Consider the following 16,356-nt stretch of genomic DNA (forward strand, 5'->3'; position numbering starts at 1 on the left):
ATCAGCAGCGTTTGACCTTCCGTAACGCTCTGATTGACTCTATCGGCATCGGCTGACTGAACCAAAAACCCTGCAGTTGATCGCAGCCAGCCAGCCGCAGCAGTTTCATTTGCTTCTCGTTCTCCACCCCTTCTGCAACCACCGACATCCCAAGCGCGTTGGCAATCCGCACCGTGCCGCTCACCAGCGCGGCCGCCTGTTCATCGTTGTCCACCAGCCCGGCCAGGGATTTATCGATCTTGATGGTGTCGAAGTTAAAGCGCCGTAAATAGCCAATGCTGGAATAGCCGGTGCCAAAGTCGTCCAGCGCCACCGCGGTGCCCAGCGCTTTAAGATTGGCAATCGCCATGCGGGCACGCTCCGGATTTTCCAGTACATACGACTCCGTGACCTCAAGCTGCAGCCGGTGGGCCGGAAAGCGGGTGATCTCCAGCACGCTGGCCACTTTTTCCTCAAAGGCAGGATCGCGAAATTGCGCGGGGGAGATATTCACGGAGAGCTTTAATTCACCGTACGGCTGGAGATCCTGGCAGGCCCGCTGCAGCACAAACTGACCCAGGCTGTAAATCAGGCCGCTGGTCTCCGCAATGGCGATAAAGGTGTCCGGGCCAAGCGGCCCGCCCGGGCGACGCGGCCAGCGGACCAGCGCTTCGACGCTGCTCATGGCCTGACTGCGGGCGTCAATAATCGGCTGATACCAGACCTCAAACTCATCGCGTTCCAGACCGCTGCGGATCTGGTTTTCAATCGCCAGCTTGCGTTCCCGGGCGCTGTTTAGCTCCGCGTCGTAGTGGGTGATGCGCCCTTTCCCGCTCATTTTTGCGTGATACATGGCTATATCGGCGCGGCGAAACAGTTCGGAACTGCTGCATTCCGTCAGCGTTCCGCTGGCGATACCGATGCTGGCACCGATATGGATTGTCCGTTCCCCCAGCTGAACCGGGGTGGCGAGATAATCCAGTACGGAAACGGCAAAAGCGGTTGCCTGAGCCTCTGCATCATCACCGCCGATGGTCATGGCGAACTCATCCCCGCCCATGCGCGCCAGCATCCCGCCCGGCGGCACGCGTTCATTGAGCGTTTTCGCTATCGCCACGATGAGGTCATCACCCACGCTGTGGCCGTAGATGTCATTCACATCTTTAAAACCGTCCAGATCGATAAACACCACGCTTTTGACGTCGGTATCGCCGCGCAAACGCACCCGATCGAGCGTCTCGATAAGCGCGCGTCGGTTCGGCAGATGGCTCAGCCAGTCGGTTCTTGCGACCAGACGCGCCTGACTTTCGCCGCGCGCAAGCTTGTACAGCCCCACGCTGCTCACCAGAATAAAAAGCAGGATGAGCCCCGAGGCCAGCACCACAATCTGCCTGATATCAGAGGAGGCCGCCCGGGCAGCCTGCGCCCCCGGAAGCCGGGCCTGCCAGTTAAGATAGCCCAGCAGCTCCCCTGCCGAACTGCGCAGCGGCATACTCAGCGCGTTAATTTTTTCCGGCGTAAAGTGAAGGTTATCGATCTGAAAGGTCGCCCCCAGGTCGGATAAGATTCTGGCGTTCAGATGGCGGGTGATCACCAGATAGCGCCGCGTTCCGTCGCTGACCTGTAACCTGCCCATCATGGGACGAATCAGCCCAATGCCGACAAAGGCGATGCCGCTTCGCGTCCGGCTGATCCCCGCATAGATATTTTTTTCACCCGCCAGCGCTCGCCCGTGCTCGGCGATAAGCGCTTTGAGGCCTTTGCCAAAGAAGTCGAGATTTTTTTCGTTAAAGGGTCGGCTTTGAAAAGAACCCCAGATAACGTTGAAATGTTCATCCAGCACGAAGGTGCCGTCATAGAGATTATTGATTTTAAAGCCGGCACCCCAGGTGCTGTACAACCAGTCGGTATCCAGCGTGGGACGATAGACCTCACGCACCGCGTCGTCCCAGACGGCGTTATCAAGTACCAGAGAGGAGACGCGGTTAACCGATGTCTGAATAGCGCCCTGCACGGAAAGCGCCGTGCGGTGCTCATCAATTTCATTGGTTTTGGTGCTGATAAGATGCAGGGAAAGATAGAGCAGTGCGACGATGGAGATGATTAAGCCGATCCCCGCCATGAAGACCATGGCAAACAACGTTCTCGCGTTGGGAATATTGCGCCAGCTTAATGTGCGATACATCAGCCATCCTCTTCAATGCTCTCTTTTTCTAAGCGTAATACAGGCAGCGAATTTCGCTGCCCGTAAAGGATGGCTTTAGTCGCGTCAGGCAAGTTTTATCATAATCATACCGGCAAGCAGCAGTACCAGCCCGATCCAGCCCTTGTTATTTAAACGCTGGCCGAAGAGCACCCAGCCTGCGGCCAGCGTGGCGGCGATACCAAAACCGCCCCACAGCGCATAGGCGACCGAAAGATCGATCCCTTTTACCGCCTGCGACAGGGCGCTGAACGCCCCCAGAACCGCGGCAATCGACATCAGGCCGTACAGTTTACGGCGAAAACCGTCGGAGAATTTCAGCAGAACGTTTGCCAGAATTTCCAGCACGATGGCGAGCCCCAGCCAGGCCGCATGAACCCACTCAAACTGCTGCATGGTTCTGCTCCTTCGGCTGTTTACCCGGTTTACGGGTACCGGACTTAATCAGCACAATACCCGCGACCAGCGTCGTTAATCCGGCGATCTTCATTGTTGTTAATGTTTCGTCAAATATCAGCACGCTGAACAGCGTAATCAACAAAATACCGATCCCTTCCCACAGGGCATACGCGACGCCCAGCGCAATTTTTTTCACCGCAAACGAGAGGAAAATATAAGAAAGTGAAATCATCACCAGCATCAAAATAAAACCGGTGTTGCCATCGCTGATGCTTGCCCATTTCATAGAAAGCGTGCCGGTTATTTCAGCGATAATAGCCAGCGCTAATAGGATCCAGTAAAACATGTTTTTCTCCTGCTTGAGAATATAATCCATTGTGGCTCACTGCATGCAGCAAACCCAAAAATACGAATTGAAATCAAACAGCTAAGCGCTTAGCGCCAGCTCAGGCAGAAGAGATAACTATAGTGCGGTGCGCCAGTGTTGCTCACCAGAAAGCAGGCAGAAAGAGGTGGAGTATACTGCGGTATCGTTTGAAGAGTACGTCCTGAACATATTGTCCATAAAATTACAATTATCCGCGTTGTTGCTTCTCGTCTTTGCGGATGAAAATTGTCCTCGGTAGTTAAACACACCAGATTTGTACCATAAGCTAGGATTTTACTCAAAGTCTTTGCAATTCTTTACCCATCCCGTTTGATTTTGGTTAGTTTATTGCAACGCTTTTCTCATTTACTATAAATAAAAAGCGTATTTCGGAGTCACCATGGCTAAACCCATTATTACCCTGAACGGGTTAAAAATTGTCATCATGCTGGGCATGCTGGTGATCATACTGACGGGCGTGCGGTTTGCCGCCGACATTATCGTGCCGTTTATTCTGGCCCTGTTTATTGCGGTGATCCTTAACCCGCTGGTACAGCGCATGACGCGGCTACGCATCCCGCGCGTGCTGGCAATCGCGATGCTTATCAGCATCATCATCGTGGCGATGGTGCTGCTGGTGGCGTATCTGGGGACCTCGCTCAATGAGCTGGCGCGCACGCTGCCGAAATACCGCTCTTCGCTGGCCATTCCGCTGCTGCAGCTGGAACCCTGGCTGCAGCGCGCGGGTATTGAGGTTTCGGTTGAGGAGCTGCTGAAATATATCGACCCTAACGCGGCCATGACGATCGTCACCAGCCTGCTGGCGCAGCTTTCCAATGCCATGACCTCCATCTTTCTGCTGTTTTTAACGGTAGTGTTCATGCTGCTGGAGGTGCCGCAGCTGCCGGCAAAACTGCAGCAGATAATGGTCCGGCCGGTTGAGGGGATGGGGGCGATTCAACGGGCGCTGGACAGCGTCTCCCGCTACCTTGTGCTAAAAACGGCTATTAGCCTGGTCACGGGCGGTGTTGTCTGGATGATGCTTCTGGCGCTGGACGTGCGCTTTGCGTTTGTCTGGGGGTTGCTGGCGTTTGCGCTTAACTACATCCCTAACATCGGCTCCGTGCTGGCGGCGATCCCCCCTATCCTTCAGGTACTGGTTTTCAGCGGGCTTTACGACGCGCTGATCCTGCTGGCCGGATATCTGGTCATCAATCTGGTGTTCGGTAACATTCTTGAACCACGCATGATGGGACGTGGGCTGGGACTCTCGACGCTGGTGGTCTTTTTGTCCCTGATTTTCTGGGGCTGGCTGCTTGGCCCCGTTGGGATGCTGCTCTCCGTCCCGCTGACCATCATCGTCAAGATTGGTCTGGAACAGACGGCGGGCGGGCAAAGTATCGCCGTGCTGCTGAGCGATATGAGCCATCGATAGCGCTGACAGGAGGCGTTTATTGCCCTCCTGTCTTCGCGATAAGCGCGCGGCGACGGTGCTTACCACCGCGTGTCGACTACTCGCGCCAGCCCATGGCCGGCGCGACATGTTTGAGAATGGACTCAATTACGTGCGCATTATAATCCACGCCCAGCTGGTTCGGCACGGTCAGCAGTAACGTATCCGCTTCGGCAATTGCCTCGTCCTTTTTCAGCTGTTCAATCAGCTTGTCCGGCTCCGCGGCATAGCTGCGGCCAAAGATCGCGCGCGTTTTCTCATCAAGATAACCCACGCTGTCGCTGTCGTTGCGGCTGGCACCAAAGTACATCCGGTCGCGGTCGTCCATCAGGGCAAAAATACTGCGGCTGACCGAGACGCGCGGCTGACGCGTATGCCCGGCCTCTTTCCAGGCCTGACGGTACGCGCGGATCTGTTTTGCCTGCTGAATATGGAACGGCTCACCGGTTTCATCGTCTTTCAGGGTTGAGCTTTGCAGGTTCATTCCCAGCGTTGCGGCCCATACGGCCGTCGCATTGGAGCCCGCGCCCCACCAGATACGCTCGCGCAGCCCTTCGGAATAAGGCTCCAGGCGCAGCAGCCCCGGCGGATTCGGGAACATCGGCTGCGGGTTTGGCTTTGCAAATCCTTCTCCGCGCAGCACCTCAAGCAGCACCTCGGTATGGCGGCGCGCCATATCCGATTCGGTTTCTCCTTCCTGCGGGACATAGCCGAAATGCCGCCAGCCATCAATGACCTGCTCCGGAGAGCCCCGGCTGATGCCAAGCTGCAGGCGACCGCCGGAAATCAGATCCGCCGCGCCCGCATCCTCGGCCATGTACATCGGATTTTCATAGCGCATATCAATCACGCCCGTGCCGATTTCAATGGTTTTCGTTTTTGCCCCGACGGCGGCCAGCAGAGGGAACGGCGAGCTAAGCTGTCGGGCAAAGTGGTGCACGCGGAAATAGGCGCCGTCGGCCCCCAGCTCTTCAGCCGCCACGGCTAAATCGATGGACTGCAGCAGCGTGTCTGCCGCCGAACGCGTGCCGGACTGCTGTGACGGCGTCCAGTGACCAAAGGATAAAAACCCGATCTTTTTCATAACCCTATATCCTGATAATGCATTGCGTACGACTTACTCTACGCATTACCGGCGGAGAATAAATGGCGTTTCTTTAACGGAATGATTCAAATAAATTGATTGAAATTTTTTCAGGCCCGTCAGGCAAAAACTTATTGATTACCCGTTGGATTTAACGTTACCACTATAGATCAGGACCTTTCACACCGGACAAAAAATGAAAAGACGCTATGTTGTTGCCGATGTATTTACCGATACGCCGTTTCTGGGTAACCCTGTCGCCGTCGTACTGGATGCGGAGGGCATGAGTAAAGAACAGATGCAGCAGGTCGCCGTTGAGTTTGGTTACAGCGAAACGACGTTTGTATTGCCGCCAGAAAATCCCGCCAACACGGCGCGCGTCCGAATTTTTACCCCCTCGCGCGAGATCCCCTTCGCCGGCCATCCCAATGTAGGGACCGCGTATGTGCTGGCCCATCACGCTGCGATGAATCATCAGCACCTGCCCGATACGCTGCTCTTCGAGGAAATCGCCGGCCTGGTACTCGTGCGCCTGCTGCGTGACAACGAGACGGTAACTGGCGCAGAACTCCGGGTACCTGAAGCACTCTCCTGTCGCTCTGAGGTCAGCCCGGAAAAGGTAGCTGCCTGCTTATCCCTCAGCGCGGACGATATTCGTACCGAGGTACATATGCCTGTGGTCGCGTCGGTGGGTCTGCCCTTCCTGATAGCCGAGCTGGCTTCCCGGGAAGCGCTCCGTCGATGCGTACCGAATTTACAGGGCTTTCGCGCAACGTTACCGCTGGATGGCTCCGTTTCCCTCTATGCCTATACCCTGGATACCGATTCCGGTGCTCCCTGCGATGTACAAGCGCGCATGTTTACTCCTCGCATGACGGAAGACCCTGCAACCGGCAGCGCAACCGCGGCTGCGACGGCGCTGCTGGCATTGCACCGCAATAAAACGACGCTTGATCTGACAGTCAGTCAGGGGGTCGATATGGGACGGGCAAGCGTACTGTTCGCAGGATACGATGCCACCTCAGGAAAGGCGGTGGTTCGCGTTGGCGGAAACTGCGTAATGACGCTTGAAGGCACATTCTCCCTCTAACGGCGGAATGGCATATACATTTACCGTGTCTGATGGGATATATTGACGCATTATTTTTTATCACAGGTAAACCCGGCAATGGCTTTGATCCCTAAAAACTACGCGCGGCTGGAAAGCGGCTATCGCGAAAAAGCGTTAAAAATCTATCCATGGGTGTGTGGGCGCTGCTCGCGCGAGTTTGTCTATTCCAACCTGCGCGAACTTACGGTTCACCATATCGATCACGACCATACCAACAATCCGGAAGATGGCAGCAACTGGGAGCTGTTGTGCCTCTTTTGCCACGATCACGAACATTCGAAATACACCGAAGCGGATCAATACGGCACCACCGTGGTGGCCGGGGAAGATGCGCAAAAAGACGTGGGCGTCGCCACGTTTAACCCGTTTGCCGATTTAAAGGCGATGATGGATAAGAAGAAGTAATCTTTCACTGCCCGTACCTGGGGTATGGGCGGCTCAGGATCCTACCTCGCCACCGGTAAATCCGCGTACCGCGTCGTATAGGCCGGTGACAGCATTTCCCGCTTCATCGCCCACGCTTTCTCAATCCCCTGTCCGGCAAACCATATCTTCCCTTTGCCGGAGTGATTTACGCTGTCGATCGCCTCCATCAGCGCCGCGCTGTTGGCGCGCAGACGGTTATCGTCAAACAAATTAAGCTGGGCGACGCCGCTGCTGAAAAAGTCCGCCAGCATGACCCCGGCCTTCATATAGCGATACCCGTCGAGCCATATTCGCCCCAGCGCCTCCGTGGCGGCGCGGATAATATCCCGCGAGTCATTGGTGGGCGTCATCAGGGTAACCGAAGCCTGATTGCCATAATAAATTTCGTTGTCCGCATGCGGGCTGGTGCGCACAAACACGCTGATAAAACGACAGTATTGATGCTCGCCGCGCAGTTTCTCTGCGGCGCGTTCCGCGTAGGCGCAAATGGCCTGGTGCATCTCTTCATATTGCGTAATACGGTGTCCAAACGAACGGCTGCAGATAATTTGCTGCTTCGTGGGGGTGAACTCTTCCATATCAAGACAGGGCTCGCCGCGAAGCTCGCGCGCCGTGCGCTCCAGTACCACGTTAAAATGTTTGCGAATGACCCAGGAGGACGCTTCTGCCAGCTCCAGCGCCGTGGTAATCCCCATCGCGTTGAGCTTTTTCGTGATGCGCCGCCCTACGCCCCATACCTCTTCAACCGGCACCTTTTCCAGCAGTTTACGCTGCCGCTCGCGGCCTGACAGATCGACCACGCCGCCCGTGCTGGCCCACCGCTTCGCCGCATAGTTGGCCAGCTTCGCCAGCGTTTTGGTCGGGGCAATGCCGACGCCAACGGTTAAGCCCGTATTTTTAAAAACCTGCGTGCGCATCTGGTGACCAAAGGCTTCCAGCGACATGCAGTTACTGACGCCAGAAACGTTCACGAAGGCTTCATCAATCGAGTAGATCTCAATTGCCGGGGCGAGATCGGTCAGCGTCTGCATTACCCGACTGCTGAGGTCGGCATACAGCGCATAGTTCGAGCTAAAGACATACACCCGCGACGGATAACCCTTCTCCTTGAATTTGAAATAGGGCTCACCCATTTTTATGCCGAACCGTTTGGCCTCCCGCGACAGCGAAATAATGCAGCCGTCGTTATTGGACACCACCACGATGGGTTTGCCCTCCAGATCGGGGCGGAATACCCGCTCGCAGGAGGCATAAAAGCTATTCACATCAACCAGCGCGAACATGTTTATGCGTTTTAAGCGTGTGGGTGACGACGCCGAAGATCTGCAGCTCCTCTTCGGACTGAAAGGTAATCGGCTGATAGCGGGCGTTATGCGGCAGCAGCCGCAGCACCGGACGGGTCTGTAGCTCTTTCACCGTAAACTCACCGGCGACCGAGGCCACGACGATATCCCCATGCTCGGCATTAAGCGAGCGGTCGACCACCAGCAGATCGCCGTCTCCGATCCCCGCACCCGTCATGGAGTCTCCGCTCACCTTGATAAAATAGGTCGCGCTGGGATGCCTGACCGCCAGCCGGTTAAGATCGAGACGATCCTCCACATAGTCCTGCGCCGGGCTGGGAAAACCGCAGGCAACACGCTCTGCAAACAACGGTAATTCAATATCCTGGTTTGGATGATAAGAAAAGAGAGTGTCCATAAATGCCTTCCTGCCGTAACACTGTATATAAATACAGTATTACGGATTGTGGGCCAGGATCAAGATGCTTTCTGGCGGAGAAGCCGAACGCATTGAAGTTTGAACGGATTTAGTTCGACGATTGGCTTACCAGCGAATTCAGCGTTTCCAGCGCGTCAGGCGGCAGCTGCAGTTCCCCCGCCGCGAGATTTTGCCGCAGATGCGCCACGGAAGAGGTGCCGGGGATCAGCAGGATATTGGGCGAACGTTGCAGCAGCCAGGCCAGCGCAACCTGCATCGCCGTTGCGCCCAGGGAGTCCGCGACGTCCTGCAGGCCGGTGGACTGCAGCGGCGTAAAGCCGCCCAATGGGAAGAACGGCACATACGCAATCCCCTGCTGCGCCAGCAGATCCACCAGCGCGTCGTCGCCCCGGTTCACAATGTTGTACATGTTCTGCACGCACACCACCGGCACCATCTTCTGCGCCTCCGCGACCTGGGTGGCCGTGACGTTGCTCAGGCCAATATGGCGTACCAGACCCTGCTGCTGTAGCTCCGCAAGGGCGGAGAGCGGCTCCGCAATCGATCCTTCCGCTGGCCCGTGGGCGCTAAACATGATCCGCAGATTCACCACGTCCAGCACGTCCAGCTGCAGGTTGCGCAGGTTGTCATGCACCGCCTGAGTCAACTCCTGCGCGGAAAAGGCCGGCAGCCAGGCTCCTTTGTCGTTGCGGCGGGCGCCGATCTTGGTGACGATCGTCAGATCGTCCCGGTACGGATGAAGCGCTTCGCGGATCAGCTGGTTAGTGATATGAGGACCATAAAAATCGCTGGTATCAATGTGGTTCACCCCGGCTGCCACCGCTTCGCGCAGCACGTCCAGCGCGGCCTGCTTATCTTTCGGTGGGCCAAAGACGCCCGGCCCGGCGAGCTGCATCGCACCGTAGCCCAGTCGTTTCACCGTGCGCGTGCCGAGTGCGTAAGTGCCGCTTTTATCAATGCTGCTCATGTCGACCTTCCTCATAAAAAATGATCCGGATTTACAACAGGTTCCCTCAAAGAACCTTTAGTTAAGCGTGAGTTAATTAAAGTTTACATTCTCTACGACGATAGTAATGAAGTAACCCTGCATCTTCTCTAACGGACGACCGCTATGCTGAAAAATCTGCACGTGATTACCGGTATTATCTTTGCCCTCACCATATTCTGTCTGCTGCAAGTTGTCACGGGAGGGTTGTTCTACTCTGCCGTCAGTAACGATCGCCATAATTTCCAGAACTCCGGGGTGCTTAATGCCCAGCAGGAAAGCCTGAGCGACAGCGTGAACACGCTGGTAAAAACGCGCGTCACCGTCACCCGCGTGGCGATCCGCTACCTGAAAAACCAGCGCGACCCGGCTTCCCTTGCGGCGATCAATAAACTGCTTGGCACCGCAGGCGACTCGCTGGCAAAAGCCGAAGCCTATAACAAAGACTGGCAGAAACTGCCGCAGGTTAACGGCCAAAATGCGGCGTTAACCGACGAGATGCAGAAATCCTGGAACCAGATGCACGAAGTGATGCGTTTATCGATTGAGTATCTGCGTGCCGACAACTATCAGGCCTATGGCGATCTGGACGCGCAGCAGGCGCAGGATGAGATGGAAGCGGTCTATAACCGCTGGCGCGCCGAAAACAACACCCTGCTGAAGGCCGCAACCGAAGAGAACCAGAGCAGCTTCACGCAGATGCAGTGGACGCTGGCGGCGATTCTGCTGGCCGTTATCGCGGTTCTGGTGGTCATCTGGCAGGGTTTACAGCACCTGCTGTTGAAGCCACTCCACTCCATTATGAACCATATTCGCGCCATTGCAGGGGGCGACCTGACGCAGGATATCGCTATCTCCGGTCGCAATGAGATGGGTCAGCTGGCCGCGGGGCTGCATGAGATGCAGCAGTCGCTGGTCACCACCGTCAGCGCCGTACGCGGAAGCACCGATTCCATCTACACCGGCGCAGGTGAAATTGCCGCAGGGAGTAACGATCTTTCCGCCCGTACCGAGCAGCAGGCCGCCTCGCTCGAAGAGACCGCCGCCAGCATGGAAGAGCTGACCGCGACGGTTAAACAGAACTCCGATAACGCCCGTCAGGCCACGCTGCTGGCGAAAAACGCCTCCGAAACGGCCGCGCGCGGCGGTCACGTCGTGGATAACGTGGTGCGCACCATGAACGACATCGCCGACAGTTCGCAGCAAATCGCGCACATTACCGGCGTGATTGACAGCATCGCGTTTCAGACGAATATTCTGGCGCTTAACGCCGCGGTGGAAGCAGCACGCGCCGGGGAACAGGGGCGTGGTTTTGCGGTGGTTGCAGGTGAAGTCCGCACGCTGGCAAGCCGCAGCGCGCAGGCGGCGAAAGAGATCAAGGGGCTTATCGAAAACTCCGTCAGCCGGGTGAATACCGGTTCTGAGCAGGTTAGCGAGGCGGGCGCCACCATGAAGGAAATCGTCGCCGCCGTCACCCGCGTGACCGATATCATGGGCGAGATTTCATCGGCCTCTGACGAGCAGAGCCGCGGCATTGAGCAGGTGAGCCTGGCCGTTTCGCAGATGGACAGCGTGACGCAGCAAAACGCCGCGCTGGTGCAGGAGTCCGCCACGGCGGCGGCGGCGCTGGAAGATCAGTCCGAGCAGCTGCGCCAGGCGGTGGCCGCGTTCCGTCTGAACGGCAAAGAAAAAGCGGTCGCCCCGCGCCCGGCCAATGTGAAAACGCCCCAGCTGCTGCGCCCGGCAACAACAACCGCCTCTACCGACAGCAACTGGGAAACGTTCTAAGCTTCAGGCGGGCGAGGATATCGCCCGCTAGCGGCTGCGCTTGGCGTGCCGCTCCCAGTTTTCCTGCTTTGCTTCATCGGATTTTCGCAGTGAAACATAGCATGCCCCGCTGCCGCCGTGATGCGGCAGCGCCACGCAGAAGGCCTGCACCTCCTCGAACTCCGTCAGCCAGCGCGCCAGATAGCTGCGCACCACGTTAGGATGCGAGTTCTGCTCGCGCCCCTTTCCGTGAATGATAATCAGATTGCGTAACCCGTCACGTCCGGCCTGGCGAATAAAAGAATAGAGCATTTGACGGCAGCGTTCGGCGGGCTGACGCAGAAGGTTCAGGCTGGCCTGGCGGGCGTATTTCCCCGCGCGCAGCTTATCAATAACGCCCTGCTGTACCCCTTCGCGCTGGAACGCCAGCGGTTCTTCCAGGGGCAGGACGTCAAGAAAATCCAGCGTCAGGAAGTTATCCAGCTGTTCGCTATCCACCTCCTCGCGCGCTCGCGTATTGCGGCTGGGCTGCCAGTGAATATCCGCGCAGCGCTTCAGGGGCTGGACATCTTCCATGGCGTCAAGAAAAAAGGATTTGTCGTCAGGGTTCATGGGCATCCTCCGGCTACAGCTGAGGACGGTACTATACCTGCGCCTGAGGCTGGCCTCAATCATCGTTAAAGGCCGTCGTGCGGTATAAATATTAACCTGATGAATATATATAGTATTTATAAAACTTACTTAAATAAAACTTAACTAAAACTTCAGTAAAGATGAAATAGGTGATTTGCGTTAAATTTTCGTAAAATCAACCACTCAATACCCTTTCATTTTTCGGGAAAGGTGTTATACCTAAATATACCTGCCTCATGGATATAATACTCAGGATTGGCGAAAGGACGCACTGCTGTGTGTACTATAGGGTCTGTCTGATGTCGGGCAGATCCTGTTTTTTTTAATATGCATTGCATAATATATTTCACGCAACGACTATTTTTCTCGCTTCCCTTCTGAATTGCGTAATTAATGATTCAGCGAGCGGAGTCTGACGTGAATCACGACGCTGAATTAAATAATAGGTTGCTTTAGGGAGCGATTCGACCACCGGCAGCATGACCAGGCGGTGCGCCAGCAGCGGGTCACAGCCTAGCTCCTGGGGCAATATGCTTAAAAAATCACTTTGCGCGACCAGGCTAATGCAGGATGAAAATGTTTCACAAACCACACCAATTCGCGGTATTTGCGAACGATGGTTAAATACCTCTTCTAATTGCTTATAATAACTTCCCCGCGGCGTCGGCATTGTCCAGTTATAATGCAAAAGTTCATTAATAGACGTTGCTCCCGTCGCCGGATGCCCTTCCCGGCAAAATACCGCAAACGGCTTTTCGAAGAGTTTTTCAAACGTAAATTCGTGGTCGTAAGGCCCCTGATAATAGGTGTTGATGGTAAAGTCCAGTTCGCCCTGGCGTAATTCATTGATCATCGACACCAGCTGCCCTTCCATAATCCGCACCTTGACCTGCGGATGCTGCGCATGAAAGCGGGTGATGACGGCAGGCATAAGCGTGCGTGACACGCTGGCCCCCATCCCGATGTTGATCTGCCCTGCAAGTTCCCCCTGCCGCTGACGGATGTCATCCTGCGCCGCGCGCAGCTCCTCCAGAATCAACCTGGCGCGCTGGTAAAAACCCTCACCGCATTCGGTCAACGCGACGCCCTTACTCCTGCGCACGAAAAGCTGCGCCGCCATCCCCTCCTCCAGCTCTTTGATGGATTTGGTCAGCGCCGGTTGCGAAAGATTCAGCGTCCTGCTGGCGCCGCGAATGCTGCCCTGACGCGCAACCTCAACAAACGCCCGGAGATGATGGAATTTAACCTGGAATGACATAGCCCGACCGATAACCGTTGTTTATCAGAGTAAAGAAACTGTCATCTACTTTACTGGAAAGGGATGTGCGAGGGTAATTCCTGAACGGTTAAAACTGTGAAAAATCGGTTAGTGATAAGTAAAAACTATCACAGCGTGAAGCAGTTCACATATTTTAATGATGACAGGAACAGATATGGACACACTGGCGCAGTACATCCAGACGTTATCCCCGCAGCTGAGCGCATGGCGTCGCGATTTTCACCATTTTGCGGAATCCGGCTGGGTTGAGTTTCGTACCGCCGCGAAGGTCGCGGAAATCCTGGACTCGCTGGGTTACGAACTGGCGATGGGGCGCGACGTTGTCGATGCCGAAAGCCGGATGGGGCTGCCCGATGCCGCTACCCTGGCGCAGGAGTTTGCCCGCGCGCGGGCGCAGGGTGCGCCTGAGAAATGGCTGGCACCGTTTGAAGGCGGGTTTACCGGCATTGTTGCCACCCTGAATACCGGCCGCCCTGGGCCAACCCTGGCGTTTCGCGTCGACATGGATGCCCTTGATTTAAGCGAGGCGGTGGATGGAAGCCATCGCCCGTTTCGCGACGGGTTTGCCTCCTGCAATCCGGGCATGATGCACGCCTGCGCGCACGACGGCCACACCGCTATTGGTCTGGGGCTGGCGCAGGTGCTTAAGCAGAATGAAGCCCGGCTCAACGGCACCATTAAGCTGATCTTCCAACCAGCTGAAGAAGGCACGCGCGGCGCGCGCGCCATGGTTGCCGCCGGGGCGCTGGACGACGTGGACTATTTCACGGCCATCCATATTGGTACCGGCGTGCCTGCCGGAACGACGATCTGCGGCAGCGATAACTTTATGGCCACCACCAAGTTCGACGTGAGCTTCACCGGCGTGGCCGCACACGCGGGCGGTAAGCCGGAGGACGGGCGAAACGCCCTGCTCGCCGCCGCGCAGGCCGCCCTCGCCCTGCACAGCATCGCGCCGCACAGCGACGGCGCATCCCGAGTGAACGTCGGGGTGATGCAGGCGGGCAGCGGCCGCAACGTGGTCCCCGCGAATGCGCTCATCAAGGTGGAAACCCGCGGAGAAAGCGAGGCCATTAATCAGTACGTCTTTGAACGCGCGCAGGCGGTTATCGCCGGTGCGGCGGCGCTCTACGGCGTGGGCGCGGAGATGCGCCTGATGGGTGCGGCCACCTCCAGCGCGCCGACGCCGGCCTGGGTGGATTATCTGCGCGAACAGGCGAGCCAGGTTTCCGGGATTGAGCGCGCCATCGATAAGGTGAAAGCCCCGGCCGGATCCGAAGACGCCACGCTGATGATGGCCCGCGTGCAGCAGAACGGCGGCATGGCGTCTTATATGGTGTTCGGCACGGATTTGAGCGCCGGACATCACAACGAAAAATTCGACTTCGATGAGCAGGTTATGGCTATCGCCATCGAAACGCTGGCGCGAACTGCGCTTAATTTCCCGTGGACGCGAGGTGTGTAATGCAGGAGAACTACGCTTTTATTGCCGATGCGATCGACACGCGATGTCGGACGTTGACCGATATTGCCGACGCGATCTGGGATCGTCCCGAAACCCGCTTTGAAGAGTTCTGGTCCGCCGAGCGGCTTGCCCGCGAGCTGGAGGCCGAGGGCTTCACGCTGACGCGCGAGGCTGGGGGTATTCCCAACGCCTTTATCGCCAGCTTCGGCAGCGGGAAGCCGGTTATCGCCCTGCTGGGCGAATACGACGCGCTGGCCGGGCTAAGCCAGCAGGCGCACTGCGCAACCGTGCAATCCGCCACGCCGGGCGCTAACGGCCACGGCTGCGGGCATAACCTCTTAGGCACCGCGGCGCTTGCGGGCGCGGTGGCCGTGAAAAGCTGGCTGGCGCAGCACGGCGGCAGCGGAACGGTGCGCTTTTACGGCTGTCCCGGCGAGGAAGGCGGATCCGGGAAAACCTTTATGGTGCGCGAAGGGCTGTTTGATGACGTCGATGCCGCCGTCACCTGGCACCCGGAGGCCTTCGCCGGGATGTTTAACGTCAGCACGCTGGCGAATATTCAGGCCGCCTGGCGTTTTCACGGCGTGGCGGCGCACGCGGCCAACTCCCCCCATTTAGGGCGCAGCGCGCTGGACGCCGTGACGCTGATGACCACCGGCACTAACTTCCTCAACGAACACATCATTGAGAAAGCGCGCGTCCATTACGCCATCACCGACACCGGCGGGATTTCCCCCAACGTGGTGCAGGCCCAGGCAGAGGTGCTGTACCTGATCCGCGCCCCGGAGATGGCGGATGCGCAGCAGATCTACGAGCGCATCGAGAAAATTGCCCAGGGCGCGGCGATGATGACCGAAACCACCGTCGAATGTCGTTTTGATAAAGCCTGCTCCAGCTACCTGCCGAACCGCACGCTTGAGGCGGCGATGTATCGCGCCCTGCAGCATTACGGCACGCCGGAGTGGACGGAGGAAGAGCGCGCTTTCGCCCGGGAGATCCGCGCCACCCTGACGCCCAGCGATCTGCAAAACAGCCTGAAAAATATTGCCGCCACGGGCGGAGAAGCGGGTAAAGCCTTTGCCCGCCGTCATCAGGAGACGCTACTGGTGGATGACGTCGCGCCCTATGCCATCACCGACAACGTGCTGGCGGGTTCAACCGACGTGGGGGACGTCAGCTGGAAAATGCCGGTCGCCCAGTGCTTCAGCCCCTGCTTTACCGTCGGCACGCCGCTGCACACCTGGCAGCTGGTGTCTCAGGGGCGGACCTCCATTGCCCACAAGGGCATGCTGCTGGCCGGAAAAGTGCTGGGCGCTACCGCGCTCACGCTGCTGCAGGACGCCGCGCTGCTGAAAAAATGCCGTGAAGAGTTCGAACAACAAATAGAAGAAAAGCCGTACGCGTGTCCGATCCCGCAGGGCGTGACGCCGTCACCTTTAAAATAAAAAAATACAACACAACAACACAACACTCCCGAGGAACG

16 protein-coding genes are annotated in these 16,356 nt (G+C 57.1%); 6 read left to right on the forward strand and 10 right to left on the reverse strand.

Features of this window, described 5'->3' with window-relative positions:
- Position 1 precedes the first annotated feature (1 nt).
- The 4 genes from L6R44_RS04205 to L6R44_RS24980 form a co-directional block, all read right to left on the reverse strand.
- Complete coding sequence (locus L6R44_RS04205) at positions 2-2,164, reverse strand: bifunctional diguanylate cyclase/phosphodiesterase (RefSeq protein ID WP_032640527.1); 2,163 nt, start codon at positions 2,162-2,164, stop codon at positions 2-4.
- Positions 2,165-2,248: 84 nt separating this feature from the next.
- On the reverse strand, positions 2,249-2,578 hold the full coding sequence (gene mdtI, locus L6R44_RS04210; RefSeq protein ID WP_032640530.1) for a multidrug/spermidine efflux SMR transporter subunit MdtI: 330 nt from the start codon (positions 2,576-2,578) through the stop codon (positions 2,249-2,251).
- On the reverse strand, positions 2,565-2,927 hold the full coding sequence (mdtJ, locus tag L6R44_RS04215) for a multidrug/spermidine efflux SMR transporter subunit MdtJ (protein ID WP_032642593.1): 363 nt from the start codon (positions 2,925-2,927) through the stop codon (positions 2,565-2,567). The genes mdtI and mdtJ overlap by 14 nt, the downstream gene beginning before the upstream one ends.
- A 117-nt stretch (positions 2,928-3,044) precedes the next feature.
- Positions 3,045-3,215: a protein YdgV gene (locus L6R44_RS24980; protein WP_086379892.1), complete on the reverse strand. Its 171-nt coding sequence runs from the start codon at positions 3,213-3,215 to the stop codon at positions 3,045-3,047.
- A gap of 133 nt (positions 3,216-3,348) precedes the next feature.
- Here L6R44_RS24980 and L6R44_RS04220 point away from each other — a divergent pair, with 133 nt between their 5' ends.
- A complete protein-coding gene (locus tag L6R44_RS04220; RefSeq protein ID WP_032640533.1) occupies positions 3,349-4,383 on the forward strand; it encodes an AI-2E family transporter in 1,035 nt (344 codons plus the stop codon).
- A 76-nt stretch (positions 4,384-4,459) separates the two neighbouring features.
- Here the strand turns inward: L6R44_RS04220 and L6R44_RS04225 are convergent, their stop codons facing one another.
- A complete protein-coding gene (locus L6R44_RS04225; RefSeq protein WP_237423385.1) occupies positions 4,460-5,485 on the reverse strand; it encodes an LLM class flavin-dependent oxidoreductase in 1,026 nt (341 codons plus the stop codon).
- Positions 5,486-5,681: 196 nt separating this feature from the next.
- Between L6R44_RS04225 and L6R44_RS04230 the strand changes: the two genes are divergently transcribed.
- Together L6R44_RS04230 and yajD are read left to right on the forward strand one after the other, a co-directional pair.
- Positions 5,682-6,575, forward strand: coding sequence for a PhzF family phenazine biosynthesis protein (locus L6R44_RS04230; RefSeq protein WP_237423386.1), 894 nt, complete (start codon positions 5,682-5,684; stop codon positions 6,573-6,575).
- 78 nt (positions 6,576-6,653) lie between these two features.
- Complete coding sequence (gene yajD, locus L6R44_RS04235) at positions 6,654-7,001, forward strand: HNH nuclease YajD (RefSeq protein WP_003857471.1); 348 nt, start codon at positions 6,654-6,656, stop codon at positions 6,999-7,001.
- A gap of 41 nt (positions 7,002-7,042) precedes the next feature.
- On the opposite strand, the gene umuC is transcribed toward yajD, so the two are convergent.
- The 3 genes from umuC to L6R44_RS04250 all read right to left on the reverse strand — a co-directional run bounded on the left by umuC (position 7,043) and on the right by L6R44_RS04250 (position 9,711).
- Positions 7,043-8,305, reverse strand: a complete 1,263-nt coding sequence (umuC, locus tag L6R44_RS04240; protein ID WP_237423387.1) for a translesion error-prone DNA polymerase V subunit UmuC — start codon at positions 8,303-8,305, stop codon at positions 7,043-7,045.
- A complete protein-coding gene (gene umuD / locus L6R44_RS04245; RefSeq protein WP_237423388.1) occupies positions 8,289-8,723 on the reverse strand; it encodes a translesion error-prone DNA polymerase V autoproteolytic subunit in 435 nt (144 codons plus the stop codon). Before umuD ends, umuC begins: the two co-directional genes overlap by 17 nt.
- A gap of 109 nt (positions 8,724-8,832) precedes the next feature.
- Entirely contained in the window at positions 8,833-9,711 is an 879-nt protein-coding gene (locus L6R44_RS04250; protein ID WP_237423389.1) for an aldo/keto reductase family oxidoreductase, read from the reverse strand.
- Positions 9,712-9,855: 144 nt separating this feature from the next.
- On the opposite strand from L6R44_RS04250, the gene tcp reads away from it, so the two are divergent.
- Positions 9,856-11,517, forward strand: a complete 1,662-nt coding sequence (gene tcp / locus L6R44_RS04255; RefSeq protein ID WP_237423390.1) for a methyl-accepting chemotaxis citrate transducer — start codon at positions 9,856-9,858, stop codon at positions 11,515-11,517.
- Between the two features lie 27 nt (positions 11,518-11,544).
- Here tcp and smrA read toward each other — a convergent pair whose 3' ends face one another.
- Together smrA and L6R44_RS04265 are read right to left on the reverse strand one after the other, a co-directional pair.
- Positions 11,545-12,108 carry a DNA endonuclease SmrA gene (gene smrA / locus L6R44_RS04260; protein WP_032640096.1) on the reverse strand — a complete coding sequence of 188 codons (564 nt, stop codon included), beginning with the start codon at positions 12,106-12,108 and terminating at the stop codon, positions 11,545-11,547.
- A gap of 367 nt (positions 12,109-12,475) precedes the next feature.
- On the reverse strand, positions 12,476-13,387 hold the full coding sequence (locus L6R44_RS04265; RefSeq protein WP_032640094.1) for a LysR family transcriptional regulator: 912 nt from the start codon (positions 13,385-13,387) through the stop codon (positions 12,476-12,478).
- A 175-nt stretch (positions 13,388-13,562) separates the two neighbouring features.
- Between L6R44_RS04265 and L6R44_RS04270 the strand changes: the two genes are divergently transcribed.
- Together L6R44_RS04270 and L6R44_RS04275 are read left to right on the forward strand one after the other, a co-directional pair.
- The gene (locus L6R44_RS04270) at positions 13,563-14,873 is read left to right on the forward strand and encodes a M20 family metallo-hydrolase (protein ID WP_237423391.1); all 1,311 of its coding nucleotides are present in this window, start codon (positions 13,563-13,565) and stop codon (positions 14,871-14,873) included.
- Positions 14,873-16,318, forward strand: coding sequence for a M20 family metallopeptidase (locus L6R44_RS04275; RefSeq protein ID WP_237423392.1), 1,446 nt, complete (start codon positions 14,873-14,875; stop codon positions 16,316-16,318). The genes L6R44_RS04270 and L6R44_RS04275 overlap by 1 nt, the downstream gene beginning before the upstream one ends.
- Positions 16,319-16,356: the final 38 nt, after the last annotated feature.

Source organism: Enterobacter cloacae complex sp. ECC445 (assembly GCF_021892025.1).
GTDB lineage: Bacteria > Pseudomonadota > Gammaproteobacteria > Enterobacterales > Enterobacteriaceae > Enterobacter > Enterobacter chengduensis.

Coding starts and splice junctions, on each gene's coding strand:
- L6R44_RS04205 (WP_032640527.1), bottom strand. CDS start 2,164: ATGTATCGCACATTAAGCTGGCGCAATATTCCCAACGCGAGAACGTTG.
- mdtI (WP_032640530.1), bottom strand. CDS start 2,578: ATGCAGCAGTTTGAGTGGGTTCATGCGGCCTGGCTGGGGCTCGCCATC.
- mdtJ (WP_032642593.1), bottom strand. CDS start 2,927: ATGTTTTACTGGATCCTATTAGCGCTGGCTATTATCGCTGAAATAACC.
- L6R44_RS04220 (WP_032640533.1), top strand. CDS start 3,349: ATGGCTAAACCCATTATTACCCTGAACGGGTTAAAAATTGTCATCATG.
- L6R44_RS04225 (WP_237423385.1), bottom strand. CDS start 5,485: ATGAAAAAGATCGGGTTTTTATCCTTTGGTCACTGGACGCCGTCACAG.
- L6R44_RS04230 (WP_237423386.1), top strand. CDS start 5,682: ATGAAAAGACGCTATGTTGTTGCCGATGTATTTACCGATACGCCGTTT.
- yajD (WP_003857471.1), top strand. CDS start 6,654: ATGGCTTTGATCCCTAAAAACTACGCGCGGCTGGAAAGCGGCTATCGC.
- umuC (WP_237423387.1), bottom strand. CDS start 8,305: ATGTTCGCGCTGGTTGATGTGAATAGCTTTTATGCCTCCTGCGAGCGG.
- umuD (WP_237423388.1), bottom strand. CDS start 8,723: ATGGACACTCTCTTTTCTTATCATCCAAACCAGGATATTGAATTACCG.
- L6R44_RS04250 (WP_237423389.1), bottom strand. CDS start 9,711: ATGAGCAGCATTGATAAAAGCGGCACTTACGCACTCGGCACGCGCACG.
- tcp (WP_237423390.1), top strand. CDS start 9,856: ATGCTGAAAAATCTGCACGTGATTACCGGTATTATCTTTGCCCTCACC.
- smrA (WP_032640096.1), bottom strand. CDS start 12,108: ATGAACCCTGACGACAAATCCTTTTTTCTTGACGCCATGGAAGATGTC.
- L6R44_RS04265 (WP_032640094.1), bottom strand. CDS start 13,387: ATGTCATTCCAGGTTAAATTCCATCATCTCCGGGCGTTTGTTGAGGTT.
- L6R44_RS04270 (WP_237423391.1), top strand. CDS start 13,563: ATGGACACACTGGCGCAGTACATCCAGACGTTATCCCCGCAGCTGAGC.
- L6R44_RS04275 (WP_237423392.1), top strand. CDS start 14,873: ATGCAGGAGAACTACGCTTTTATTGCCGATGCGATCGACACGCGATGT.